The organism is Desulforhabdus sp. TSK, assembly GCF_022836495.1.
In the GTDB taxonomy this organism is placed as follows: Bacteria; Desulfobacterota; Syntrophobacteria; order Syntrophobacterales; family Syntrophobacteraceae; genus Desulforhabdus.
In genome coordinates, this window is sequence record NZ_BQXM01000007.1 from 68,279 (window position 1) to 92,881 (window position 24,603).

A 24,603-nucleotide genomic window follows, 5' to 3' on the forward strand; every position below is an offset into this window, starting at 1 on the left:
GAGGCCCATTCTCTATAGGAACGGGCGTGCTCTTCGTTGTGCTGGATCCAGTGCGCAACCATTTTGCCCAGCTTATCCTGCTCGGAAAGAACGGGCGACGCCTTTTCGTGCTCGTGTCCCGGGGGATGATGGTGATGATCGTGGTGCTCATGGTCGTGAGGTTGATGCTCATGATCATGATGATCATGGCTGTGAGAATGCTCATGATGGTGCTCATGCTCGTGCTCATGGGCGCCATCGTGCGTGTGCGGGTGGCTGTGGGAATGTTCATGGACATGTTCATGCTCATGGGGATGGTCATGATCGTGCTCGTGATGGTGATGGCTCATGCATTTCTCCTCTCTGGTTGTTCATTGACCCGATGGTCCGCCTATGTTAGCTTCCCTCTTCAAGAGGTGCCTTAAAAATGATTCCTTTTCCCAATATCGATCCAAACTTGATCTCCATCGGCCCCATCCATGTTCGATGGTACGGCGTCATGTATGTCCTCGGCTTCCTGGCAGCCTACCTGCTCATCCAGAAGCAGGAGCGGGCGAGAGAAATAGGACTCGTGGGCGTCGTGGCCCAGGATCTCATCTTCTATTTGGCCATTGGACTCATTGTGGGAGCCCGACTGGGCTATGTACTCTTTTATCAGTACAACAATTACGCCGCTTATCTGAAAAATCCAGTGGAAATCATCGCCACCTGGCATGGAGGCATGTCTTTCCACGGCGGATTGTTGGGCGCCGCCCTCGCCGGATGGATTTTCTGCCGCCGCAGGAAGCTCCCTTTCCCGGCTGTGGCCGACTCCGTCTTTGTCACTGTCCCCATCGGGCTGGGGTTGGGAAGGCTTGGCAATTTCATCAACGGAGAGCTCTGGGGCCGGACGACCAACGTCCCCTGGGCCATGATTTTTCCGGATGGAGGTCCTCTGCCCCGTCATCCTTCTCAACTTTATGAATCCCTGGGGGAAGGGCTTTTACTTTTTATCCTTTTGTGGAGGCTCCGTCAAAGACGATTCCGCGATGGCATGATGGTGGTCTTCTTTCTCGTATTTTACGGAATCATACGATTCATCATAGAGTTTTTTCGAGAGCCCGACGTTCAGCTGGGCTTTCTGGCGACATTTTTTACGATGGGGCAACTCCTGTGCCTGGCGATGATCCTTGCCGGCATCCTGCTGTATTTTTTGCTGCGCGCCGGGCAGACTGGAGAGAACGTCGCCCAAAGGTAGCATGACCTTGAGAAAAGTATACTGACTGCGAACGGTTAAAATCTTGTTTTTTGTAGGAGCGGCTTCCAGCCGCGATTCTATGGGGGTGCAGGCTGGTGCGATCGCGGCTGGAAGCCGCTCCTACGGGATCATCAACAAGTCAGGATCTCATCCGTTTGGAGTATATATCCCGGGAGGAATTTGATGGCACAGCCACAGATTGAAGGAACCCTGCTGAAGCTGAAGGATCTGTCTCCACGCCCATGGCATTCTCTCTACCAAGAGAAGCTGGTTCCCGCAAGTGAAGCCCTGAAGGCTATCCGGCGAGGTCATCGCGTATTCATAGGATCGGGTTGCGGCGAACCCCAGCATCTGGCTCAGTGCCTGGAGGAAGTCATCCCACAGCTTTCGGACCTGGAAATCCTCCACATCCTGAGTGTCGGCCAGACCCGCTACACCGAGGAGCAGTTCTTCGACAAATGCCGGCTGAAATCCTTTTTTGTGGCGGCGGCCACGCGTGAGGCCATCGCCGAAGGACGCGCAGACTACACTCCCATCAACCTGGGCGACATTCCGGGACTTTTCCGAAGCGGGGCACTGCCCATCGACGTGGCGCTCATCCAGGTTTCGCCCCCCGACGAGCACGGCTTTTGCAGCTACGGTATCGCCGTCGACATCGTCAAGGCCGCGGCCGAAAGCGCACAGTACGTCATCGCCCAGGTGAACCCCCGGATGCCCATGATCCTTGGGGACACTTTCATCCATGTGAAGGACATCGACGCCCTGGTGGAATATGAGGAGCCTCTTCTCCAGGTGGGGATCCCCGTGCAGAATCCCATCGCCCAGGAGATCGGCAAAAACGTGGCCAAGCTCATCGATGACGGCTCCACCATTCGCGTCGGGGTGGGGAGTGTCTCCACGGCTGTTCTCTATGCCCTGGAAGAAAAGAAGGACCTGGGTGTCCATGCGGATATGCTGACAGACGCCTATCTTTATCTCGTAAAGAAGGGTGTCATCACCAACGCTCGAAAAACCCTCCACACGGGAAAAATCGTGAGCAGCTTTTGCCTGGGCACGCAGGAGCTTTACGACTTTGTCAACAATAACCCCATGGTGGCATTCTTCCCCATCGACTACACGAACAACTACCTGGTCATTTCTGAAAATGAAAAGATGATCACCATCAACTCGGGCCTGGAGGTCGATTTGACGGGGCAGGTCTGCTCCGATTCCCTGGGTTATGAAATATACAGTGGGGTGGGAGGTGCCGTCGATTTCATGCGCGGAGCACGGTATTCCAAGAAGGGGAAAGCGATTATCGTCCTTCCCGCCACGACCTTTGACGGACAGAAATCCCGCATTGTTCCCATTCTCTCCGAGGGCGCGGGCGTGGTGACCACTCGGGGCGGCGTGCAATACGTGGTGACGGAATATGGAATCGCCAACCTCCACGGGAAGAGCATACGCGAACGGGCCCTGGCACTGATAGGCATCGCGCACCCGGACTTCCGGGAGGAGTTGATGCAGGAGGCTCAGAGGCTGAACTATCTGCGGAGGGAGCTGGTCTATATGGCGACTCCCAAGGCTCTCTATCCCTCAGAATGGGAGATGACCCAGATTTTCGACAGCACCACGCAGATCTTTTTCAGGCCCGCCAAGCCCACCGACGAACGTGCCCTGAAAGAGTTCTTCTATTCCCTTCCCAACGACGAATCCTACATCCGCTTCCTTTCCACCATGAAGGTATTTCCTCACTATGACCTGCAGCGTATGGTCAACATCGACTACGATCGAGAGATGACCATCATGGCACTGGCCGGTGAGATGGATGCCGAACGCATCATCGCCCTGGCGCGCTATACGCTGATCGATGAGAGCAAACACGCTGAGATCGATTTTGCCGTTCATCCGGACTACGGCCGTAAGGGGATTGCCAGTTTCCTCATTCAACACATCGTGGAGATCGCCCGAAAGAAAGGGATCCAGACACTCTCTGCCTATATCACTGCTGGAAATGAAAGGGTTTTCGGCGTGTTCCAGAAGCTGGGCTACGTCGTGGAAAGCTCCTACGTGGACGGAACCTACGAAATCACGCTGCATTTCGACCGCGCTGCCGAAATCTGCCTCCTGGATTGACAGTTGCTCCCCAGAGGCACGAGGGGGGAGACGACAGCCTGGGGCGGCGGGACCTCCTGAGGAGACCAAAGCAGGGATCCCAGCCCATTGTTGTCGAGTCCCCGCAAGCTCAGCTGACGGATGGCCATGACGGATCGACTCCGACACCTGGAAGAGGAAGTGGAACGTCTCAAGGCCGGGCTATCCCAGGTCAGGGAGGAAATGCGGGTATTGCGCCAGGAACTGGGCCGGCAGGTCCACCCGGTTGAAGCGATCCTGGGGCAAAGAGGACTCCCCATCCTCTCCCACGGGGATCAATCGCAGATACTCTTTCCCCCTCATTTCAGTCTCACACAGCTGGAGCGTTTTTACGGGCTCCTGCGACGGTATTCCTTCCGCCTCTTTCTGCGCGATCTCATCCAGTTTCCTGAAGGGGAAAGCCTGGAGCCCCTCAGCCGCTATTGCTCTTTGCCGACCGTCCGATCCTACTTGCAAAGCATGGAACAGCTCGAGCTGGTGGAGATCCAGGCGGAGGGAGGTTACAGGTTGAAGCGGAGGGGAATCTCAAGTTTCGGCCCCACCCTGGAATGGTATGTCTGTGAAATTTTCCGCCGGGAATTCCTTGCCCCCGCACTCTTCAACCTGCGGTTGAAGCAAACACGCTCCGGCGGCGATTACGATGTCATCGGGATGGTGGCAGGATATCTCGTTTATGTGGAGGTCAAATCTTCTCCCCCACGCGGCGTGGAAAGGCCTGCCGTTTCAGCATTCCTTCAGCGCATCGGCGATCTGCAGCCCCACATGTCCATCTTCCTGGTGGACACCGAGCTCCGCATGCGGGACAAGATGGTTCCTCTTTTCATGGAATCCTTGGCAAAAGAGGAGCGCAATCCGGAAGATTGGAGCGTGGAGCGACTCGTCCATGAAATATTTCATATCCGGCATGCTATTTATTTGATCAACAGCCAAAAAGGGATATATAGCAATCTACGGCGGTGTTTTAGAGATTTTCTGAGCCATCATAAAAAGATATGACGGCTTTGTTGCAGAAAAACCGAGCTATCCTGCAATGTTTTCATGGCCTGTGACTGTTTGAAGCTTTCAGGCAGCTCATTCGATTTCGATTGATCTCGATCCCAAGCGGTTTCTATCTGCTTATGACGCGTCTGATTCAGTGCCTCCACATCTCCAAGGGATATCCACCGGCTGATCCAGTCCTGCAGGATATCAACCTGGACATCTTTCAAGGCGATTTCGCCTTTTTGCTGGGGAAAGGCGGCTCGGGGAAAAGCACATTTCTCAAGGTTTTGCTGGGTCTTGAGCCTCCTGACCAGGGTCACGTCCTCATCGAGGAACGGGACATCGCGGAAATTCCCCCTCGGGAAATTCCTTTTTTCAGAAGGCAGTTGGGGATTGTCTTACAGGATTCCAAGCTCCTGATGCACCGCAGTGTCTTCAGAAATGTGGCGCTGCCCCTGGAGGTTGCCGGCAGTGGGGAAGCTTTCGCACAAAAGAGAGCTTTTGCCCTGCTCCGCATGCTGGGACTGGAGGAAAAGGGTGCCCTGTCGTGCAAGTGCCTTTCGGCATCCGAAAGACAACGTGTGGCGATCGCGCGTGCCGTGGTGAACGATCCGGTCATCCTGTTTGCGGATGAGCCGACAGGGGGATTGGATGCGCAGGAAGCGCGCCGGGTCATGAAGCTCCTGGAGGATGTGAGAGTGATGGGAACCACCGTGATCCTGGCCACACACAATGCCTCCCTTCCCACGGCAGTCCCGGGGAGCCGGGTTCTTGTCCTGCACCAGGGGAAAATCACCGAACAAACCGCAGCGGAATGATTTATGCTCAATGATACCCTTTCGCGCCTTATCGATCGCACCCGGGATGCACTGCGTTTCCATCTCATCCCCTGGCTGAGCACTGTCATTGCCGTAAGCCTCTGTTTTTATCTTCTTGCGATCCTATCCTGCCTTGCCGCCACCTACCGCCTCTCCAGGCCTTCCTGGACGGCAGAGGATCGAGCCACCGTCTACATGCACCCGGACATTTGCCGTCAGGTGCAGGAAGGCCTTGCGGAAGAGCTGAGATCCCGGCCCGAGATCCGCCACGTTTCCTTGATTTCACAGGAGGACGCGCGGAGAAGAACCGAGGCGCTTCTGGGCCAGTGGAAAGGGGTGTTGACAGGCTTGGGCGACACCTTCTTCCCCCCTTCCCTGGAGGTTCAATTCCAACCCGAAACGCTGGGCTCCAAAAATCTGGATGCCCTCATAACAAAGATCAGGCAATCTCCGGAGGTCGAAGACATCCTGTACGGAAGGGGGCAATCCAGGCCGATGGTGGAAGGAACCACCGCCGTGGAATACCTGTGGTGGGGAGGGATGGGCTTTGCGGGTGCTGTCGCGCTTCTGATGCTTTTCCTCTCCAGTCGTGCCCTGATTTTGTCCGGTCGGGATGCACTGGAAATCTACAGCCTTGCAGGAGCAACGGATTTCTATAGCCAGGCGCCCTTCTACCTGGCGGGAATCATGCAAGGATGTGTCGGGGCGCTTTTGGCGGTTGGGCTTTCAGTCTTCTCGACGGCTCAATTTCAGACGGTCCTCCCCCCCTTATTGATTCCAGTGGTCTCTTTGAAGGCATGGCAGCAGCTCTTCCTCGCCGTGGGGCTGCTGTCATGCGGGGCTGTGCTCGGATCGGCAGGCACCTGGCTGGCCTTGAAGAAAAGTGCGTGACTCTACATGGAGGTTTTCCCGCGCAGCAATGGTGGCTTCCACTCTAGTCTGCCTTGCCATCCTGTGGCCGTGCCTCCTTTTCATGGGAGGACAATGCGCGGCGCAGGTTCGTCCCGCCGCATCCAACCCCATGAGGGGCGAATCGGAATTCCGGGATGCAGGGCCGTTTCGGTCGCGGGAATTGAAAGTTTCCATCCTGGAACAGTTGGATCTAAAGCTGCCCCGGTTGGTGGCTCAGAAAGAGGAACTGCTCCAACAGCTGCAGAAGCTGGAAGCAGAACAGTCTGAAATGACTCAAACTCTCCAGGCTCTCCGCATCGAGCTGGTACAGCGCGCCGAGATGGCAAAAGCCCGCTTGGTCGCTCTTTACAAGTTTCAACAAATGGGCTATGCAATTTCTTTGCTTTCTACCCATGATCTTCGAGAGGCCCCATGGATGGAGCGCATCACAAAGAGACTTTTGGAGGAGGACCACCGCATCCTGCGTGATCTGGAGGACCGACAGACCGCCCTCCGGAACCTCGAAATGATCCTTTCTCAGATCAGTGATCGCACCAGCGCCATCAGGCTTCAAAAAGAGGCTCGGGAGCAAGAGATCCTTTCTGTTCAACGCAAGAAAGCAGAGCTCCTGGACCAGGTCCGTCAGGATGAAAGCCTCTACGCTCAGTATCATGCAGCGTTCATGGAGAACCGGCAAAAACAGGGGGACAGCGCCCTTTATCGAAAGCCCATTTTTGACTTTCGATCCGGGACCTTTTCCGAGCTTCGAGGTGCTCTGCCCCTCCCCACAGCCGGGAAGGTCATCAACACTTACACAACAGAGGGAGGGGCCGGCACGCCGTCCCTGTATCAAAACGGGATCGTCATCCAGGCTCCCGTGGGGCAGCCGGTGCAGGCCGTTTACGGCGGCCTGGTGGTTTACGCCGACTGGTTCAAGGAATACGGCAAGGTGATGATCATCGATCACGGCGACCACTACTACAGCTTGATCGCTCATGCCGAGGAGCTTCTGCGCAGCGTGGGCGACAGCGTGGAATCGGGCGAACAGATAGCCACGGTTGGAAATTCCGGCTCTTCAAGTGGAGCCGGGATTTATTTTGAGTTGAGACATTATGGAAAAGCAGTCGATCCCATGGAATGGTTGGCGGTTCATACTATTTTGACAGAGTGAGGAAGTCCCCATGTTAAAAAACAGAAAACGGACGATAGTGCTGATTGTCGGTATCTCTTTCCTGCTGCTGGGTTGGTCCGGGCTGAAGGCCAAGACAAACCAGGAAAATTCGGACATCTACCAATACCTGAAGCTTTTCAGTGATGTCCTGAATATCGTCCAGGACAACTATGTGGAAAAAGCGGATTCCAAGAAGCTCATCTACGGAGCAGTGACGGGAATGCTGCGCGAACTGGACCCCCATTCCTCATTTCTGAAGCCTGAAGACTACAAGGAACTGCAGATCGAAACCAAGGGGAAATTTGGAGGGCTGGGGATCGAGATTTCCATTCGAGACGGTGTTTTGACGGTCGTCTCTCCCCTGGAAGATACGCCCGCAGACAAGGCCGGCATTCAGGCCAATGATCAGATCGTGAAAATCGACGATCAGCCGACCCAGGACATGTCCCTCATGGATGCCGTTCAGAAAATGCGCGGCCCCAAAGGCACCAAGGTGAAGTTGACCATTATCCGCAAGGGAGAGCGCAAACCGCTGGAGTTCGAACTGGTACGGGACATTATTGCTATCCAGAGCATCAAGTACAGGACGCTCGATACCGGTTACGGCTATGTGCGCATTTCCAGCTTCCAGAGCGGCACATCCACCGATCTGCGCAAAGCCTTGGATGCCCTGGAGGAACAAAACCACCCGCTGAACGGTTTGGTCCTCGACCTGAGAAACGATCCCGGTGGGTTGTTGGACCAGGCGGTGGAGGTCAGCGACGAATTCTTGGACAAGGGATTGATCGTTTACACGGGGGGACGCCTTGAGAGTCAGAAAATGCGCTTCGAAGCGCACAAGAACTCCAAGCCCCGGGACTATCCCATCGTCGTTCTGGTCAACTCCGGCAGCGCCAGCGCTTCTGAAATCGTGGCGGGCGCTCTGCAAGACCATAAAAGGGCGCTTGTTCTGGGAGAGCCCACCTTTGGAAAGGGATCGGTCCAGACGGTCATCCCTCTGAATGACGGGTCCGCCCTGCGCCTGACCACTTCTCTCTACTACACCCCTTCCGGGCGATCCATCCAGGCAAAGGGCATCGAACCGGATATCCTGGTGAAACGGGAGCTGCCTCCCAAGGAAGATGAGGACAACACCGAAGAGATGCGCCGCATCCGCGAAAAGGACCTTCCCCGTCATATGGAAAACAAGAAGACGGAAAACCCTGAATCGGAAGTGAATAGCATGCAGGCGGAAACTCAAAAAATGCTGGCTCAGGACAATCAGCTGCGGCGAGCCCTGGACCTGTTGAAGGGCTATAAAATCATGAATCAATCCATTGCCAATCAGTAGGTCTGTTTTCGATTCGTTATGTCTTCATCGGGAGCTCCCAAGAGAACAGACGAAACTCCGGCGGGGCGGAATTCTTCCAACACGGGCGGAAAACGCCCCCCCGGAAAAACCGCTCGAAGATCCAGGCGTGGAGCTGCAAAGCTCTTCGCCTTTGGATCCCGCAAATTTTCCTTCCTGCCGCTCCTTACCTTATGGGTGCTGGCCATTGTCGTTTTAGGTGGCCTCATCTATTGGGGAGAAAACTCCATCAAACGTTCTTCCTCCCCGGCAGCCCGCATTGCGACCTCGTCGGCCACCCCTGAAAAACGACCCTCTTCCAGGGAGGAACCCCAGCAGGACACAAACCGAACGGAGTCCATGCCTTCGGAACCGCCTTCCGCACAGTCCCAGGCCGCTTCCTCCAGGGATGATACGGCCCAAATCGCCAGGCACCCGAAGCCCAAAGGCGGCGACAGGGACCAGGAGACGCATCCGCCCCCTCAAATCGCTCTTTCCGAAGCGGCAAGCGAACAGCAGTCTTCAAAGCCCACAACGGTCAGGGAGGAGCGCAGTACACCTGCTCCCCACGCCGACAGCCCCTTGCCCCCTTTCAAGGAGATCACTCCCGCCCAGCGGTCCACGCCTTCGGCAGCCGCCGGCAAGCCCGAGAGGGCGGAAGCCCCAGTGCATAAGGAGAAGCTCTCCCTTGCCCTGAACCGTCCTGAACCTTTAGCTGAGCCCTCAGTGAAGCATCCTGTTCCTCCACCGGCGCCGCCGCCCACGGTAGCCCGAGTGGCCATTGTCATCGATGACTTTGGACAGGACCTGGAAATGGCCAGGAAATTCCTGGAAATCCCCCTTCCCGTCACGTTTTCGGTACTTCCCTATCAGAGCCATAGCAAGGAAATCGCTCAACTTGCCCACGATCGCCATCGTGAAGTTCTTCTCCATCTCCCCATGGAGCCCCACGGATACCCCAAGACCAATCCCGGCGACGGCGCTCTGCTCCTCAGCATGACTCAGGACCAGATGCAGCGGACTCTGGAATCCGCCTTGGATTCCAGCCCGTTTGCATCGGGAGTGAATAACCACATGGGGTCCCGGTTTACCGAAGACACCCGTTCCATGAAGACTCTCCTGAAAGAATTACAGGAGAGGAATCTCTATTTTCTTGACAGTTATACGAGCCCCAAGAGCACGGGATTGGCTGCGGCACGGAATTTTCGGATGCCTGTGGGGCGCAGGGATATATTTCTGGACCACGAGGTGAAGGAAGAGTTCACGCGCGCACAGATCCAACGGCTCATTCGAAAAGCCAAAATCCAGGGCACCGCCATCGCCATAGGGCATCCCCACGACAGCACGCTCCGAGTCCTTCGAGAGAGTGCCGGCAAGTTTCGGGAGGCAGGCATCGCCGTCGTCCCCGCCGGGCAGCTCGTTACGGACCCTTCACCTACAGGGACCAGGAAATGAAGCGATGGGGCGGGGCTGTTTCCTTCGATACCTGGCAAATGATTTGCTCTTGACCTTTGAAAAGGGAAAAGCTATCCATCCGGCATGGGCTGTGCAAGGTCATAATTTGTAAATAAGGCCTTTTCATTATAAACCGAGTATCTGAATAGGGAGGATCCTCTGCCATATGTGCGGACCGTTGAAGATTTTTTTTCTTTTTCTACTGACTTTTCTGATACCGGGCGGCGTTTCCGCCGGGGATGCACCTTCAACCAGGGGCGCTGATACGCCATCGGCACAGGCTCAAGCTCTGCAGGACGGGCCCGTCATCGAGATCGCCGAACCCACCCATGACTTCGGCGAGGCTATGGAAGATGCCGAAATTTCACATGATTTTATTGTCAAAAACACAGGAAAGGCGGTGCTTCAAATCGAAAAAGTCAACCCCGGCTGAGGTTGCGCCGTTGCCCGGTTTGACCAGGCAATCCCTCCCGGTGGCGAGGGAAAAATTACCCTGAAAGTGAAACTCAGAGGTTACCACGGCAAAATCAAGAAAGACGCAAAGATTGTCAGCAACGATCCCCAGGGGGCTCGCCTGGCGCTGACCGTGCAGGGAACCGTCAAATCCTTCGTGGATGTTCGTCCGACGGACAGCATTGCCTTTCGTGGACCGAGTGAGAAGATGTCCGAGAGCGTCGTCGAGCTCACGTCCGTATCTCATCCCTTCCAGATCACCAAAACGGAAACCAACCTGGAGGGCAAGATCCGGTATGACATGGAGACGGTAGAAGCGGGCAGGCATTACCGCCTGAAGGTGACGAACCTGCTGCAGCAGGGGAATTATGCCGGCTACATCAGATGCACGACGGACCTGGAGCAAAAACCAGAGATTCTCATCCGCGTGAACGGCGCCATCCAGGGGGACATCGACGTCAAGCCCAAAACGATTTTACTGGGCAACCTTGCTGCCCAGCAGCCGACTCGCATGGGAAAGGTGATCGTGGCAAGTTGGGGGAACAAACCTTTCCAGATTTCCAAATTGACTTACGATGCATCTCTCCTTCAAGTCACTCAACAGTCCATCCCAGGTCAAAACGGGTACTACCTGGAGCTCAAGCCCAAGATGGAAACCGTGCCGCCGGGAAACCAAAAGCTCACCGTTCTCTCCGTAGAGACGGACGCAGCTCCAGGTTCACCGCAGGATGTTCAGGTTCATGTGATCAACTCTTCACAGGCCTCCCCCCTGGGAGTGGGAGGCACCGGCGGCAATGCTCCGCCCCGGGATCAGCAGGCTCCCCAGCCCCAGGCTCCCTCCCAATAGAATATCGGAACCGTCTCCGGTACGGCAGGGTCGCGCAAACCCTGCCCTACCGGGATTCCAGGGGCAAGCCCGCATCCTTCCACAGGGACAAACCGTTCGGGAGGACTCGCACATGGGGATAGCCTTTTCCCTGCAGGGCTAAGGCCAAATCTTTGCTGAGAGCACAGCTTTCGCCGTCGCAATAGGTGATGATCAAAGTATCCGGAGGAACATCCGCCATGACCTGCTGGAAATGGGCTTCAAAATCCTCCCAGGGCAAATTGAGCGCACCGGCTATATGCTCCAGGGCATGAAATTCCTGGGCCCGGGCATCGACGAAGACTGCCGCCCGGGTGTCAAAAAGGGCTTTAGCCTCCTCCAAAGAGACCAGCAGGCTCTCGTCCTGTCCAACCGCGGCAAGCTGAGACTTCAGAGACCAGTCGGCGATCAGGGGCAGCGCATCAGGGCGCCACTGGTTCACCAGGAGTCCCAGGCCCGCACCCAGCAGCACAATGGCACTCCCCTGCCATAGGGCGGCAAAACCCTTCCCACCCGACGCCCGGTTTTTCTGTATCATCACTTCCACTCTGCCTCTAGCGCTCATGATGGAGATTTTTCAGCGGGCTGATACATGCAGAGAGGCTCCGAGGCAAGATAATTGCCGGTGCTTTCGTATGCCCTCGCCCGGCACCCACCGCACACGCGCACATATTCACACCTGCCGCACTTTCCTTCGTATTTCTTGAAGTCCCTCAAATCCTGAAAAATCCGTGAGGTTTCCCAGATTTCTCGAAAGGGCTTCTCACGGATATTCCCGCAATCCAGCTCCAGGTAACCACAGGGCTGAACGATCCCCACATGAGAGATGAAAGCGAAGCCCGTCCCTCCCAAGCATCCCCTCGAAACCGCATCCAATCCAAAGGTCTGGAAATCCACGTTGACCCCTTCGGATTTTGCCCGCTGCCTCAAGATGCGGTAATAGTGCGGCGCGCAGGTGGCTTTGAGCTGCATGGGGACTTTGCTCTTCTGATCGTAAAACCAGTGCAGCGTTTCCTCGTACTGACGGGCGTTGATGCCCTGCTCCGCCAGATCCTTTCCACGCCCCATGGGCACGAGGAGAAAAATATGGTGCGCCACCGCTCCCAGGGAAACCACCAAATCCTGGATGGCCCCCAGTTCATGAAGATTCCTTTGCGTAATGGTGGTATTGACCTGGAAATCCAGTCCTCCTTCGCGGGCGTGTGCCATCCCCCGAAGAGCACCATCGAAAGCACCCCGCACCTGCCGAAACGCATCATGCGAAGCCGCCGAAGCTCCGTCCAGGCTGATGCTGATCCTCTGAATCCCCGAATCGAGCATTTTCAGGATCGTCTCCGGAGTCACGAGGGTACCGTTCACGGCCATGGTCATACGGAAGCCCTTTTCATGGCCGTATGCCGCGATATCAAAGATATCGGGGCGCAGGAGCGGTTCACCTCCCGTGAGAATGATGATGGGTTGGGCAAAGGTTGCGATGTTGTCGAGGAGTTGGAAGCATTCCTCGGTTTTCAGTTCATTTTCGTAGGGACGGTCCTGGGCCGCAGCACGGCAATGGAGACAGGCCAGGTTGCAGGAGCGAGTCACTTCCCAGGCCACCAATCTCAGGTTGCCCACCCCGCCCGGATGTCCTTTTCCCGGTGAAGAGGGGCTGGATGCCGAGGGTTGAGGCCGGGAAGGATGTGATACAGCATTGGATGTCATGGAAATTTTGCTTTCATAAAATTACGCTGCCCGGAGGAGAAACCAGGGAGCCGAGGCTATTGGATGTAGGGGAATCGCACTGTCCCACAGGGCGCAAACTTTCGCCAATCTGTATTAGCCCTGAAGTATTTCGGCCGCATCCTTGGCAAAATAAGTCAGGATAAGACTGGCCCCGGCCCGGCGAATAGCCGTGAGAGTTTCCATCATGACACGCTTTTCGTCCAGCCACCCTTGAGCCGCAGCCGCCTTGATCATGGAGTATTCCCCACTGACGTTGTACGCCGCCACCGGCCGCTCAAACTCGGTCTTGACCCGGTAAATCACGTCCAGGTAGGCCAATGCAGGCTTCACCATGACCATATCGGCGCCCTCGTCGATGTCGAGATCCACCTCGCGCAGGGCTTCGTCCGTATTGGCCATATCCATCTGATAAGCCCGGCGGTCACCGAATTGGGGAGCCGAATCCGCCGCATCGCGAAAGGGACCGTAGAAAGCGGAACAGTACTTGGCCGAATAGGCCAGGATCGCCACCTGATCGAAGCCGTTCTCATCGAGGGCATGACGTATGGCTCCGACGCGCCCATCCATCATATCGGACGGAGCCACAATATCTGCGCCGGCCCGCGCGTGAGAAACCGCGACCTTTGCCAGAACATCCAGCGTGGAGTCGTTGTCCACCTCCTGGCCGTGGAGTATGCCGCAGTGGCCATGGCTTGTGTATTCGCAGAGACAGACATCGGTGATAACCACCAGTTCGGGATATTTGTCCTTTATGGCCCGAACCGCCTCCTGAACGACCCCGGTTTGTGAATGTGCCTCACTCCCCCGTTCATCCTTTTCCTGGGGCAACCCAAAGAGAATGATCCCCGGGATTTTCAGCCGCACCACGCTTTTCAGCTCTTCCAGGAGTTGGTCCACCGAAAACTGAAAAATTCCGGGCATGGACCGGACGGGGTTTTTGATATCTTCTCCCGGCATAACGAACAGGGGGTAGACAAGATTATCCACGGTGAGCACCGTTTCACGAATCATGCGGCGCAGATTTTCCGTCCGTCGAAAACGTCTCAGACGATATTCAGGAAAATACATAAATTTTCTTTCCTCCGTCAGCACGGGGTGCCGGGATGGGGTGAAATATGGCGTGCCGGTTCACCGGATCACAGGCGAGTCTATAATGTCTGGGAGATCTCTTCATCCGTAAGATAACAGGCAGGGTCCGGGGCCCAGAGGTCTCCCATCGCAGCCTCGGCGCGCACCCGGAAGTTGCCGGCGCAGATATCGAGCCAGCGACAGGCTGCACAACGCCCCGTCACATATTGCTTCTTGTCTTTGAGCTTCCCCATCAGGGGATGGGAGACGTCGCTCCAAATCTGGCTGAAAGGGCGCTCCCGCACATTGCCGAAAGACTCATGACGCCAGAACTGATCGGCATGCACGGTCCCATCCCAGCTGATGCATCCGATGCCCCGGCCCGAGCTGTTCCCTTCGTTCATTTTCAGGAGCTCCAGCACATCGGCCGCCCTCGAAGAGCCCTCCTTCACCAGGCGCTGGTAGACATAGGGCCCGTCGGCGTGGTTATCCACCGTCAGAACCTCTTTCACCTTTCCACGCCGGTGAAGGTCCGAGGTCCGATCGATGATCAGGTCCACGGCCTTTCGCGTTTCTTCATGGGAGAGATCTTCCTCGATCAACTTGCTTCCCCGACCGGCGTAGACCAAATGATAAAAGCAGACTCTGGGGATATCGTGCTCTTCCAGGAGATCGAATATGGCTGGAATTTCCTGAACATTCAAGCGATTCATGGTGAACCGGAGTCCCACTTTGATGCCGGCTGCCTGACAGGCATGGATCCCGTCCAGGGCCTTTCGAAAGGCACCCTTCACCCCTCGGAAGCGGTCATTCACCTCCTCGAGCCCATCCAGGCTGATGCCCACATAGGAAAGTCCGACCCGCTTCAACTGCTCAGCCACTTCCGGCGTGATGAGGGTCCCGTTGGTGGAGATGACAGCGCGCATTCCCCTGCCCACCGCATAGTCCGCCAGCTCGACAAGATCAGGCCGCATGAGGGGCTCCCCCCCCGAGAACAGGACGACGGGAACGCCAAACTGTGCCAGGTCATCCAAAACGACTTTTCCCTCGGCCGTGGAAAGCTCATCGGGAAAGTGCTCGTTTCGTGCATGGGCATAACAGTGGACACATTTCAGATTGCAGCGGCGCGTGACATTCCAGACCACCACCGGTTTCTTGTCTGCAGAGAACTGCAGGAGGTGAGAAGGCAACGCACCGCTGTGCCGTCCATATCGCAGTGCATCGGAAGGCTCCACCGTTCCACAATATAATTTTGAAATACCAATCATTACGCTCTTTTCCTCTCGTGGATCATTTATCCGTGACGCCGGCACTCAGCGGATGCATCCGATAGCTCTCCCGAATCAGTCCATCCATGTACGTGTCGGCATGTAAGACGGCGCCCTTGGGCAGGATGTATTCCGTTTGCCCGCTTCGGTCGGCAATCAACTTGAAACCGTGGCTGTAGTCCCTGGAAATTTCCAGGCACACCGCTGTGGCGGAAGTGTCCCGCAGCAGGGCTTCGCGGATGATCTCGTTGATCGCCTCTTCATTGAAATGAATCTTGAAGCCATGATTTTCATAAAAATCGGTTTCAAAGACCTTGATCTGATTGTAATGCAAAATGGTTTCATCGAAAACACCCTCGATGGAAAGCCCCGTCCTCAAGTGCTGATCCACCACCAGGTCCAGGCGCCCGGCATTGAACACCAGGGGATAATTCTCGATGTAGTGCTTCTGGCGCTTCAGCATCATCTCGCGGATACCCCGTTTTTCCTCTTCGAGGATCAGCTGGCAGGCTTTAAGCCTTTCGGGATCGTCTGGATGCGTCAAGATGGCCTTCAGCTCACCGTCCGGATCCTTCACCACCCGCTCGGTCACGACAAAGGACCTCACTTTGGACGTCGGCAGGCTCTTCTCGAAGTGCAGCAGGACCCTTTCCATGACGCTCACAAGCCCCCGCGCACCGGTTTTTTCCTCCCATGCCTTTTGCGCGAACAGATGCAAGGCCTCGTCTTCGAATTTGATGTCTATGCCGTAGCTGCGGAAATCCTCCTTTTTTCCCAGAATAATGGGATTGTTGGGATTTTTGAGGATCTGGTAGAGATGCTCCACTTCCAGGGGATCCAATACAGCGGTCACCGGAAGGCGCCCTACGAACTCGCTTTCAAATCCATAGGCAATGAGGTCTTCAGCTTTCACAAAGCGCGTCAGCCTGCTGTCCTCTTCCTTGCTTTGCAGCGTGGCTCCAAAACCGATTCCCTGGCGCTGGAGCCGCTTCCTGATGATTTCCGACAGTCCGTTGAAAGCCCCGCTCATGATGAAAAGAATATTCCGGGTGTTCACCGCCTGGCGTTCCCGCTTCCCCGTTTTTCTAAAATGCTCGATGGCCTGCATCTGGGAAATCGGGTCGTGGGGCACCTTGAGATCGACTTCCGTTTCTTCCATGGGCTTGAGCAAGGCACGCTGGACTCCGGTCCTGGAGACATCGGGGCCGAGGATCTGGTGCGACGAGGCAATTTTGTCGACTTCGTCGATGTAGATGATCCCGTGCTCGGCCAGTTCGATGTCCTCCCCGGCATCCAGGACCAGTTCGCGCACTAGGTCCTCCACATCGCCGCCGACGTATCCCGTTTCACTGAACTTGGTGGCATCTCCTTTGACGAAGGGAACACCGAGTTTTTGGGCGATCAATTTCACCAGGTAGGTTTTTCCCACCCCCGTGGGGCCAATGAGGAGGATGTTGTTCTTGATGCGCCCCACCATCGTTTCGCCCGCGGAACCTCTCTTGCGGCGCTGGAATCTGATGCGGTTGTAGTGTGTGCAAATCTTGGTCGCCAGGACGGCCTTTGCTTCGTTCTGCTCGATAACATACTGATTGAGATAACCTTCGAGCTCTTCAGGCTTCAGGTCAAACTTGATCTTGTCCACCCCGCCCGGCGCAGCGGGCTTGTCCGGAGCATCTTTGGATTGAGGCATCATCATGGGCGAAATCACCTTGATACGGTAACCGTATTTCTTCGAAAGATATTCACTCAATTCCTTTTCCAGCTCTTCCTGATCTGGAAATTTCGGGAATTCCTCAGACATGGGAATGTCCTTCCAACTCTCTATTCTGTATAAAAAAATCTATCTCCCTCTTTTGACATGAGCTAAATATAAACCCTTACACCCCCAGTTTCAACGGGCGCCTCCCAGGCACGATTCGAGATCACCTTGGCTCGGGGAGGAAAAAGAACGGGAAGAAAGGAAGGACGCGGAGTTTCAAAACCGAAAGGCATCGTCAGCGGGAAGCTTCGCAGGGTCGCATTGGCGAAAGTTTTCGTTCCACGGGACAGTACGAGTCCCCCCTACCACTTGACCACTCTCACATTGGGAAGCGTTCGGCCCAGGAAACGCTCGCCAATGGACTGAAACCGCAACGGCACATCCGTCACGAAGAAACGGTATTCGGGCAAGGTGCGCGCCGGGTTCTCCTGGTTCTGCCCGTGCAGGACGACGGACGTCTGCTCTGCCATGGCCTCGGCGGAATCCACCAGTTGAATGCCGCTGCCGACAACGTCCTGCAAGAGGGGCTTCAACAGGGGATAGTGTGTGCAGCCCAGGACCAGCGTGTCGATGGGGTGGCAGAGAACCGGCTTCAGATATTCCTGGGCCGTGAGGCGCGTGACCGGATGATCCAGCCATCCTTCTTCCACCAGTGGAACAAAAAGAGGGCACGCCTGTGAAAAAATGCGGATCTCGGAATCATACCCATGAATGGCCCGGGCGTAGGCATTGCTGTTGATGGTGGCCGGCGTTCCGATGACTCCGACATAACGGGCGCGTGTGACATTCACCGCCGTACGCGCCCCCGCATTGATGACATCCAGGACAGGTACCGGCGAAAGGTCCTGGATGGTGGGCCAGGCAACAGCCGCCATGGTGTTGCAGGCCACGATGAGGAGCTTGACCTGCTGCTGCAGGAGAAACTCGGTGATCTGTCGGGAATAGTGGGCTATGGTCTCGATGGACTTGACGCCGTAGGGAACGCGCGCCGTGTCTCCGAAATAGATGATGTTCTCGAACGGCAGACGTTCCATGAGGGCACGCACCACCGTGAGCCCTCCAACGCCCGAATCGAATACTCCAATGGGATTGCTGAGCTGATTTTGCATATGATCTCGAAAAGGTTATGGGGATGAGCTCCCTTTTATTCTCAGAGCTTCCTGGTAGACCACTCTTCGGGACAGACCAAATCGGCCTGCAATGTCGTCTGAGGCTTCTTTCACCGAAAGGCCTGAAGCAGCCATGAGGGTGCCCAACTCCTCCTTCCAGTTTTCACCCTCTGCATCGATTCCTGACGCCGGCCCCGCACCTTCGACCACGAGCACCAGCTCACCCCTTACGCCTTCCGAGAAGTGCTCCAAGGCAGCCGAAACCCGTCCGCGAAAGACCTCCTCGTGAATCTTGGTCATTTCCCGGGCAACAGCGATGCGAAGATCTCCCCAAAATTGAAAAATATCCTCCAGGGTGCGCCTGGTACGCTGAGGGGATTCATACAGGATCCGTGTCATGCGGAAGGCGGCAGCGGATTCGAAAAAATTACGCCGCTCCTTGCCCCGTGGGGGAGGAAAACCCAGAAAGACAAACGGGTGGGTGGAAAGACCCGAAACCACCAAGGCAGCGACAAGCGCAGTGGGACCGGGGAGGATAGTGACTTCCAGGTCCAGCTCCAGAGCCTCGGCCACCAGCAAGGCACCGGGGTCTGAAATGGCCGGGGTCCCGGCATCGGTCACCAGGGCCACGTCCTGCCCCTGAAGCAGTCTTCCCAACAATTCAGGGCCGCGCTGGGCCGCATTGTGGGAGTGATAACTCGTCAGAGGCTTGTGGATGTCATAGTGGCTGAGAAGCTTTCGAGTATGCCGGGTGTCCTCTGCCGCGATCACATCGACAGCGCGCAGAGTCTCCAGGGCACGCAGAGTGATATCCCCGAGGTTTCCAATGGGCGTCGCCACGGCATAGAGGACTCCTCGTTTCTTCCCAGCCCCTTCGGGCGGCTCAGAGCCTGACCTGAAACCTCCCTCACCCTTTTGGGGAAAGGGTTGGCGCTTTTCGGAACGGCGCTTATTCTCTGGCTTCGAAGGCATTGACGATCCAGGTCAGTTCCGGCTCATCCTGCTTCCAGAGGATGGCGACGACATCGAAGCGCGCGGGCTGCCGCTCCAGTCCATGACTTTTCAAATACCATTGGGCCAGGCGGGTGAGCTTCCTTTGCTTTCCGCCCGAAACAGATTCCTGGGGCAATCCATAGCCCCCTGCGTAGCGGGATTTGACTTCCACAAAGACCGTCGTCTCCCCCGCTCGGCAGATCAAATCCAGCTCTCCCAGGGCGCAGCGAACGTTCCTGCCCAGAATTTTCAGTCCTTTCCGTGCAAGAAATTCCGCGGCAAGGTCTTCACTGCGCTTGCCCTTCTCCTGACGCGTCTCCATGCTCTGTCCTCCCATCCCCACGCGGCGCCGGCACCCCTCGGAAGCTCATGCGGTGCAGCGGGCATGGCCCATACTTCCGCAGCGCCGCCAGGTGTTCAGCGGTTCCGTATCCCTTGTTGCGATCAAATCCATACATGGGATAAAGCTGATGGTATTCATGAAGGAGCCGGTCACGGTGGACCTTGGCTACGATCGAAGCTGCGGCGATGGACAGGCAAAGCCTGTCCCCTTTGGGAATCCCTTCCTGGGGAAGGTCTGTAGGCAGGCGATAGGGACCGTCGATGAGAAGGTATTGGGGAGGGTGCTTCAACTGCTCCACGGCAGAGAGCATGGCGCGGAAGGTAGCCTGGAGAATGTTGATGCGGTCGATGGTCTCGGCTTCCACAACGCCGATACCCACATCTTCGGCACAGGAAAGAATCGTGTCGCAGCAGGCCTCACGCCGGCGAGGGGTAAGCGCCTTGGAATCCCGAACTCCAGCCGGAGCCGCCCCCGGAGGGAGCACGACTGCAGCTGCAACCACCGGCCCTGCCAAAGGACCTCGACCCACCTCATCGATCCCTGCGACCCGATGGAAGCCCCGGCAGTAAACCCGCTCTTCAAAAAAGAGCATTCCCTCCGCCGGAGCTTTCATGGCTTTTCCAACCACTAACGCTTCTCGCGGATACGAGCAGCCTTGCCCACTCGATTCCTCAGATAGTAGAGTCTGGCGCGGCGAATGCGTCCGCGGCGCAGCACTTCCACTTTGTCAATACGAGGAGAATGCAGAGGAAAAATACGCTCCACTCCAACCCCGTAAGAAACTTTGCGAACCGTAAAGGTGGCACCCATCAGTCCCTTGTGGTGGCGAATCACTACACCCTCGAACACCTGGATACGCTCTTTTTCACCTTCACGAATCCTCACGTGCACCTTCACCGTATCGCCGATGCGAAAGGGAGGAAGATCTCCCCTCATCTGCTCACGCTGTAACGCCTCAACCGCTCTCATCCCCATTTGTCGTCCTCCATTCTACGTTGTCAGAGAGGCAAGCAGCGCCTCTCGCTTTCTCTTCATCTTTCCGCCGCTAGAAGGCGATCCAGCAAAATGGCCGCAGCACAACGCACCGAAAGATGGTTGTAACCGTCAATGCCTCGGATGGCCTCCAAGATGGAATCCACTTCACCCATGACTGAAGGGGCCAGCCCCCACCCCGTGCCCAGCAGCAGCAGGATCGGCCGTGAACTCTCCGCCAGGATCCTGCGCGCCTCTGCGTGTCCCATACTCTGCGCGTCGGTCCTCGCCGTCGTCGCCCAAAGGAGCGGGCTCCGACCGCATGCCGCTTCGATATCGTCCCGGGCTGCCGCAACATCCTCCACGAGGTGCAGGCGTCTCAAAGCAAGGTCCCGATCCGGATGCAGATCTTTGCCGACCCTCTCACGCCAGTGACCGATCAGCCGAGCGGCAAGCCGTTGCTGGTCTTCCAGGGGCGACACGATGTAACATGCCGGAACATCATAGGTGCAGGAGGCTCGGGCCAAATCGTGAAGATCCAGATTGGTGACAGCGGAAGCAATGACTTCACCGTTGCGATTCAGAACCGGATAGTGCACCAATGCGACATAAAGCGAACCCGTTTTCCTGGTCATCCGTGGGAACCGACTTTCTGGAGTGGATCTCATTCTCTTCTTCCGCCCGCCGCAAAAGCTCCTCATCCCGGCGGGACAGAATCAGTTTTGCAAACAAATCGGGCCTGCGCTGCCTTGTCCTGTAGAGCGCCTGGCCACGGCGCCAGCTCTCAATGGCTTCGTGGTTGCCGGAAAGCAATATTTCGGGAATTCCCTGGCCCCGGAAGTCTCGAGGGCGCGTATATTGGGGGTGCTCCAGAATGGGCTCATTGAATGATTCCGTTGCCGTGGAAGCCTCGTTGCCCAAAACCCCGGGTATCAAGCGTGCCACCGCATCCGTCAACACCATGGCGGCCAATTCGCCCCCTGTCAGCACATAATCCCCAATGGAGATCTGGTCGTCCGTATAGTATTCCGCAACCCGTTCGTCGACCCCCTCATAACGGCCGCAAATGAAGAGCACCCGGGTTTTGTGGCTAAGCTCCCAGGCAATTGCCTGGCTGAACAGCCGCCCCTGGGGCGTCAGTAAAACCACCCAGGGCCGAGGAGTCTCCTGCTGCAACGATTCGATGGCACTCACGAGAGGCTCGGGTTTCATGACCATCCCTTCACCACCACCAAAAGGGCGGTCATCGGTCATCTGATGCTTGTCCGTCGCGTAGTCTCGAATGTTGTGTACCCGAACCTCAACCAATCCCCGCGCCTGCGCCTTTCCCAGGATGCTCTGCCCCATGGGTGCGGCAAACATGGCGGGAAAAAGGGTCAAAATATCAAAGATCATCCAGGAGGCCTTCCGGTGGATCAATCACCATCTTCCCCAGTTCCAGGTCCACGCTGCAAACGATCTCCTGTACAGCGGGCACCAGTACTTCCCTGCCCCGGTTGTCCACCACATAAACATCGTTGGCGGCGGTCTCCATGATGGCGGTCAGAATCCCCACGGATTTTCCGTCAAGGGTCTCGACCTCCAGCCCCAGCAGTTGAAAGTGATAATATTCCCCTTCCTCCACGGGCGGCAGTCGATCCTCGGGGATAAAGACCTCTTCCCCCAGCAGCGTTTGAGCATCTTCCATGCTGCTGCATTCCCGAAACTGGACAATCCAGAATTTCCCCTGCGGCCTCAGTGTCGTCAGAGTCAACGCCACATTTTCCCCACCGGTTTCGGGATTCAGAAACAGGGTATCCCCAGCTGCCTGCTCCCCCAAGGTTTCTCCGTAAGTGTAAATCTTGAGGGCTCCGCGCACTCCGTGGGTTCGCGTGATTTTTCCAATGGCAACGTGGCGAGGTCTTTTATTTTCTCTATTCAATGATTTCCAGAACGGCCCGTTTACGAATCTTTGTTGAAGCGGCGCTCAAAATGGTCCGCATGGCACGAGCGGTGCGCCCCTGTTTACCGATCACTTTGCCGAGGTCCTCTTTCGCCACCCGCAATTCGATCACAGAAGTCTGTTCACCTTCAATTTCCGACACATTAACTTTTTCGGGATTATCCACCAAAGCACGCGCCATAAAATCGACCAATTCCTTCAACATGGGGACCTCCGGATTCTCTGCGCCGCTGGGCTTCGATTTTAGGAAGCCTTCTCAACACTCTGAAGACCATTCTTCCGAATCAGACTCGCCACTGTATCTGTGGGCTTCGCACCCTGTTGAATCCAGTACTGTAATCTCTCGGCATTGATCTTGACCTCGGCGATCTCCATCAAAGGGTTGTAAGTGCCGATCTTTTCGATGAAGCGACCATCACGCGGCGATTCAGAAGAGCACACCACGATCCGATAAAAAGGTCTTTTCTTTCTTCCACCACGGGCCAATCGAATGCGTACTGCCATGATCTGTGTGTTACCTCCCCATTGAGATTGAACTATCATTTCCATCACAAGGAATTTCCTGGAGACCGCTCCCGGCGGTATCATTCCTCTCGCATGATACATCCGTTCAAACCTTGCCCAAGCATTCCCCTCGAGGTCTGCCGCGCCAGCAGGGCACTCCACCGTTTCCCAAAGGCAAGCGCACCTTTCCCTCATGCGGGCTCTTGACTGCAAAATATGTGATATAGCGTATTCCTCGGAAATTAAAAAGGGAAAAATGCTCGTTTTCGGCGTGATTTGCCTTTCTTCTTTTTGCCTGTGCCCCCCCCGCCCATCATCTGCCGCATCATTTTTCGCGACTCATTGTAGCTCTTGAGGAGCTGGTTGACTTCCTGCACGGACGTACCACTCCCGTCGGCGATGCGCCGTCGCCTCCCGGCATTGATGATATCCGCATTTCTGCGCTCCTCCTTGGTCATGGAGTTGATGATGGCTTCCATGCGCACGAATTCTTTTTCGTCCACCTGCATCTTCTTGAGCTCTTTGAGGATCCCCATGCCGGGGAGCATTCCCAATATTTGCTCCAGAGACCCGAGTTTCTTGATCTGCTTCAGCTGGCCTCGAAAATCCTCCAGCGTGAAAGTGTTTTCACGAAACTTCTGAGCCAGTTCCAACGCCTGTTTTTCGTCGAAGGCTTCCTGAGCCTTCTCGATCATGGACAGGACATCTCCCATGCCCAGGATGCGGGAGCTCATGCGATCCGGATGAAAAACCTCGAGAGCGTCCAGCTTCTCGCCGGTCCCTATGAACTTGATGGGACACTCGGTCACGGCGCGAATGGACAGGGCGGCCCCGCCCCGGGCATCACCGTCCAGCTTGGTCAATATGACGCCAGTGATTCCCAGGGTCTCATGGAATTTCCCTGCGACCTGTACGGCATCCTGACCCGTCATGGAATCGGCCACCAGCAGGATTTCGTTGGGATGCAGGATTTCCTTGAGGCGACCCAGTTCAGCCATCAGTTCCTCATCCACATGGAGGCGTCCGGCTGTATCCACCAGCAGGGTATCGCAATTCTGCTGTTTGGCGTAACCAAGAGCCTCCCGGACAATTTCTTCAGGGCGCTGCTGGACCGTGGAGGCATATACCGGCAATTTCAGCTGCCCCGCCAGGGTCACCAGTTGCTCGATGGCCGCAGGCCGATACACGTCGGCGGAGACGAGGCATGGACGCCTTCCTTCCTTCATGAGCCTGCGGGCCAGCTTCCCTGTTGTGGTGGTTTTACCGGAGCCCTGGAGCCCCACCATCATCAGAGAGATGGGGGGGGACCCGATGAGCTTCAGGGGCTGGGCGCTCCCGCCCATGAGGTCTGTCAGGGCTTCATTGACAATCTTGATGACCTGCTGGCCGGGAGTGAGACTCTGCATGACATCCTGTCCGACCGCCCGCGCTGCAATCCCCGCCACAAAGTCCTTGGCTACCTTGAAATGAACATCCGCTTCCAGCAGCGCCATCCGCACTTCCCGAAGGGCGTCCTTGATGTTGTCTTCGGTCAGCTTGCCCTGGCCTCGGAGATTCTTGAAAATTTTTTGTAATTTTTCCGAAAGATTATCAAACATGAGTTTCACCACAGT

Annotated in this window: 25 protein-coding genes and 1 pseudogene; 10 read left to right on the top strand and 16 right to left on the bottom strand. The window is 56.2% G+C overall.

All coding sequences use genetic code 11. The features are described 5' to 3' along the window. Positions 1 to 26 precede the first annotated feature (26 nt). The 10 genes from MWC30_RS06040 to MWC30_RS06090 all read left to right on the top strand — a co-directional run bounded on the left by MWC30_RS06040 (position 27) and on the right by MWC30_RS06090 (position 11,292). Positions 27 to 404 carry a hypothetical protein gene (locus MWC30_RS06040; protein ID WP_244083258.1) on the top strand — a complete coding sequence of 126 codons (378 nt, stop codon included), beginning with the start codon at positions 27 to 29 and terminating at the stop codon, positions 402 to 404. A gap of 2 nt (positions 405 to 406) precedes the next feature. Further along, positions 407 to 1,216: a prolipoprotein diacylglyceryl transferase gene (gene lgt / locus MWC30_RS06045; RefSeq protein ID WP_244083259.1), complete on the top strand. Its 810-nt coding sequence runs from the start codon at positions 407 to 409 to the stop codon at positions 1,214 to 1,216. 183 nt (positions 1,217 to 1,399) lie between these two features. Beyond that, positions 1,400 to 3,331, top strand: coding sequence for a bifunctional acetyl-CoA hydrolase/transferase family protein/GNAT family N-acetyltransferase (locus tag MWC30_RS06050; protein ID WP_244083260.1), 1,932 nt, complete (start codon positions 1,400 to 1,402; stop codon positions 3,329 to 3,331). Positions 3,332 to 3,457: 126 nt separating this feature from the next. After that, complete coding sequence (locus tag MWC30_RS06055) at positions 3,458 to 4,345, top strand: hypothetical protein (protein ID WP_244083261.1); 888 nt, start codon at positions 3,458 to 3,460, stop codon at positions 4,343 to 4,345. Positions 4,346 to 4,467: 122 nt separating this feature from the next. Continuing rightward, positions 4,468 to 5,148 (top strand): cell division ATP-binding protein FtsE, encoded by a 681-nt coding sequence (locus MWC30_RS06060; protein WP_244083262.1) that lies wholly within the window; start codon positions 4,468 to 4,470, stop codon positions 5,146 to 5,148. 3 nt (positions 5,149 to 5,151) lie between these two features. Beyond that, positions 5,152 to 6,039 (top strand): ABC transporter permease, encoded by an 888-nt coding sequence (locus tag MWC30_RS06065; protein WP_244083263.1) that lies wholly within the window; start codon positions 5,152 to 5,154, stop codon positions 6,037 to 6,039. A gap of 28 nt (positions 6,040 to 6,067) precedes the next feature. Continuing rightward, positions 6,068 to 7,210 (top strand): murein hydrolase activator EnvC, encoded by a 1,143-nt coding sequence (locus MWC30_RS06070; RefSeq protein WP_244083264.1) that lies wholly within the window; start codon positions 6,068 to 6,070, stop codon positions 7,208 to 7,210. A gap of 10 nt (positions 7,211 to 7,220) precedes the next feature. After that, entirely contained in the window at positions 7,221 to 8,540 is a 1,320-nt protein-coding gene (locus MWC30_RS06075) for a S41 family peptidase (RefSeq protein WP_244083265.1), read from the top strand. 357 nt (positions 8,541 to 8,897) lie between these two features. Further along, positions 8,898 to 9,992, top strand: coding sequence for a divergent polysaccharide deacetylase family protein (locus MWC30_RS06080; RefSeq protein ID WP_244083266.1), 1,095 nt, complete (start codon positions 8,898 to 8,900; stop codon positions 9,990 to 9,992). 166 nt (positions 9,993 to 10,158) lie between these two features. Further along, entirely contained in the window at positions 10,159 to 11,292 is a 1,134-nt protein-coding gene (locus MWC30_RS06090; RefSeq protein WP_268815322.1) for a DUF1573 domain-containing protein, read from the top strand. Positions 11,293 to 11,338: 46 nt separating this feature from the next. On the opposite strand, the gene MWC30_RS06095 is transcribed toward MWC30_RS06090, so the two are convergent. From MWC30_RS06095 to ffh, 16 genes and pseudogenes are all read right to left on the bottom strand, one after another. Continuing rightward, on the bottom strand, positions 11,339 to 11,848 hold the full coding sequence (locus MWC30_RS06095; RefSeq protein WP_244083269.1) for a rhodanese-like domain-containing protein: 510 nt from the start codon (positions 11,846 to 11,848) through the stop codon (positions 11,339 to 11,341). Positions 11,849 to 11,871: 23 nt separating this feature from the next. Then, on the bottom strand, positions 11,872 to 12,924 hold the full coding sequence (gene ahbD, locus MWC30_RS06100; protein ID WP_244083270.1) for a heme b synthase: 1,053 nt from the start codon (positions 12,922 to 12,924) through the stop codon (positions 11,872 to 11,874). A 201-nt stretch (positions 12,925 to 13,125) separates the two neighbouring features. After that, on the bottom strand, positions 13,126 to 14,100 hold the full coding sequence (gene hemB, locus MWC30_RS06105; RefSeq protein ID WP_244083271.1) for a porphobilinogen synthase: 975 nt from the start codon (positions 14,098 to 14,100) through the stop codon (positions 13,126 to 13,128). Between the two features lie 80 nt (positions 14,101 to 14,180). Further along, positions 14,181 to 15,368, bottom strand: coding sequence for a 12,18-didecarboxysiroheme deacetylase (gene ahbC, locus MWC30_RS06110; protein ID WP_244083272.1), 1,188 nt, complete (start codon positions 15,366 to 15,368; stop codon positions 14,181 to 14,183). 22 nt (positions 15,369 to 15,390) lie between these two features. Next, on the bottom strand, positions 15,391 to 17,169 hold the full coding sequence (locus MWC30_RS06115; protein ID WP_244083273.1) for an AAA family ATPase: 1,779 nt from the start codon (positions 17,167 to 17,169) through the stop codon (positions 15,391 to 15,393). 260 nt (positions 17,170 to 17,429) lie between these two features. Next, positions 17,430 to 18,236 carry a glutamate racemase gene (gene murI, locus MWC30_RS06120; protein WP_244083274.1) on the bottom strand — a complete coding sequence of 269 codons (807 nt, stop codon included), beginning with the start codon at positions 18,234 to 18,236 and terminating at the stop codon, positions 17,430 to 17,432. A 15-nt stretch (positions 18,237 to 18,251) separates the two neighbouring features. Continuing rightward, entirely contained in the window at positions 18,252 to 19,076 is an 825-nt protein-coding gene (rsmI, locus tag MWC30_RS06125) for a 16S rRNA (cytidine(1402)-2'-O)-methyltransferase (protein WP_244083275.1), read from the bottom strand. 109 nt (positions 19,077 to 19,185) lie between these two features. Continuing rightward, positions 19,186 to 19,551, bottom strand: a complete 366-nt coding sequence (locus MWC30_RS06130; RefSeq protein ID WP_244083276.1) for a YraN family protein — start codon at positions 19,549 to 19,551, stop codon at positions 19,186 to 19,188. Further along, positions 19,517 to 20,185, bottom strand: coding sequence for a ribonuclease HII (locus tag MWC30_RS06135; protein ID WP_244083277.1), 669 nt, complete (start codon positions 20,183 to 20,185; stop codon positions 19,517 to 19,519). The genes MWC30_RS06130 and MWC30_RS06135 overlap by 35 nt, the downstream gene beginning before the upstream one ends. A gap of 14 nt (positions 20,186 to 20,199) precedes the next feature. After that, on the bottom strand, positions 20,200 to 20,541 hold the full coding sequence (rplS, locus tag MWC30_RS06140) for a 50S ribosomal protein L19 (RefSeq protein ID WP_244083326.1): 342 nt from the start codon (positions 20,539 to 20,541) through the stop codon (positions 20,200 to 20,202). A gap of 62 nt (positions 20,542 to 20,603) precedes the next feature. Beyond that, a complete protein-coding gene (locus MWC30_RS06145; protein WP_244083278.1) occupies positions 20,604 to 21,179 on the bottom strand; it encodes an RNA methyltransferase in 576 nt (191 codons plus the stop codon). 76 nt (positions 21,180 to 21,255) lie between these two features. After that, a pseudogene (gene trmD, locus MWC30_RS06150) lies at positions 21,256 to 21,939 on the bottom strand (tRNA (guanosine(37)-N1)-methyltransferase TrmD); the annotation flags it as partial. Then, entirely contained in the window at positions 21,929 to 22,465 is a 537-nt protein-coding gene (rimM, locus tag MWC30_RS06155; RefSeq protein WP_244083280.1) for a ribosome maturation factor RimM, read from the bottom strand. The gene rimM and the pseudogene trmD, both read right to left, overlap by 11 nt. Next, positions 22,458 to 22,691: a KH domain-containing protein gene (locus MWC30_RS06160; RefSeq protein WP_244083281.1), complete on the bottom strand. Its 234-nt coding sequence runs from the start codon at positions 22,689 to 22,691 to the stop codon at positions 22,458 to 22,460. Before MWC30_RS06160 ends, rimM begins: the two co-directional genes overlap by 8 nt. A gap of 38 nt (positions 22,692 to 22,729) precedes the next feature. Then, entirely contained in the window at positions 22,730 to 22,990 is a 261-nt protein-coding gene (rpsP, locus tag MWC30_RS06165) for a 30S ribosomal protein S16 (RefSeq protein WP_244083327.1), read from the bottom strand. A 242-nt stretch (positions 22,991 to 23,232) separates the two neighbouring features. After that, positions 23,233 to 24,588: a signal recognition particle protein gene (gene ffh / locus MWC30_RS06170; protein WP_244083282.1), complete on the bottom strand. Its 1,356-nt coding sequence runs from the start codon at positions 24,586 to 24,588 to the stop codon at positions 23,233 to 23,235. Positions 24,589 to 24,603: the final 15 nt, after the last annotated feature.

Coding starts and splice junctions, on each gene's coding strand:
- hemB (WP_244083271.1), bottom strand. CDS start 14,100: ATGTATTTTCCTGAATATCGTCTGAGACGTTTTCGACGGACGGAAAAT.
- MWC30_RS06075 (WP_244083265.1), top strand. CDS start 7,221: ATGTTAAAAAACAGAAAACGGACGATAGTGCTGATTGTCGGTATCTCT.
- ahbC (WP_244083272.1), bottom strand. CDS start 15,368: ATGATTGGTATTTCAAAATTATATTGTGGAACGGTGGAGCCTTCCGAT.
- MWC30_RS06065 (WP_244083263.1), top strand. CDS start 5,152: ATGCTCAATGATACCCTTTCGCGCCTTATCGATCGCACCCGGGATGCA.
- ffh (WP_244083282.1), bottom strand. CDS start 24,588: ATGTTTGATAATCTTTCGGAAAAATTACAAAAAATTTTCAAGAATCTC.
- MWC30_RS06115 (WP_244083273.1), bottom strand. CDS start 17,169: ATGTCTGAGGAATTCCCGAAATTTCCAGATCAGGAAGAGCTGGAAAAG.
- MWC30_RS06060 (WP_244083262.1), top strand. CDS start 4,468: ATGACGCGTCTGATTCAGTGCCTCCACATCTCCAAGGGATATCCACCG.
- MWC30_RS06145 (WP_244083278.1), bottom strand. CDS start 21,179: ATGACCAGGAAAACGGGTTCGCTTTATGTCGCATTGGTGCACTATCCG.
- MWC30_RS06135 (WP_244083277.1), bottom strand. CDS start 20,185: ATGAAAGCTCCGGCGGAGGGAATGCTCTTTTTTGAAGAGCGGGTTTAC.
- MWC30_RS06050 (WP_244083260.1), top strand. CDS start 1,400: ATGGCACAGCCACAGATTGAAGGAACCCTGCTGAAGCTGAAGGATCTG.
- MWC30_RS06055 (WP_244083261.1), top strand. CDS start 3,458: ATGACGGATCGACTCCGACACCTGGAAGAGGAAGTGGAACGTCTCAAG.
- MWC30_RS06095 (WP_244083269.1), bottom strand. CDS start 11,848: ATGATACAGAAAAACCGGGCGTCGGGTGGGAAGGGTTTTGCCGCCCTA.
- MWC30_RS06160 (WP_244083281.1), bottom strand. CDS start 22,691: ATGTTGAAGGAATTGGTCGATTTTATGGCGCGTGCTTTGGTGGATAAT.
- murI (WP_244083274.1), bottom strand. CDS start 18,236: ATGCAAAATCAGCTCAGCAATCCCATTGGAGTATTCGATTCGGGCGTT.
- rpsP (WP_244083327.1), bottom strand. CDS start 22,990: ATGGCAGTACGCATTCGATTGGCCCGTGGTGGAAGAAAGAAAAGACCT.
- MWC30_RS06080 (WP_244083266.1), top strand. CDS start 8,898: ATGCCTTCGGAACCGCCTTCCGCACAGTCCCAGGCCGCTTCCTCCAGG.
- MWC30_RS06130 (WP_244083276.1), bottom strand. CDS start 19,551: ATGGAGACGCGTCAGGAGAAGGGCAAGCGCAGTGAAGACCTTGCCGCG.
- lgt (WP_244083259.1), top strand. CDS start 407: ATGATTCCTTTTCCCAATATCGATCCAAACTTGATCTCCATCGGCCCC.
- MWC30_RS06070 (WP_244083264.1), top strand. CDS start 6,068: ATGGTGGCTTCCACTCTAGTCTGCCTTGCCATCCTGTGGCCGTGCCTC.
- rplS (WP_244083326.1), bottom strand. CDS start 20,541: ATGAGAGCGGTTGAGGCGTTACAGCGTGAGCAGATGAGGGGAGATCTT.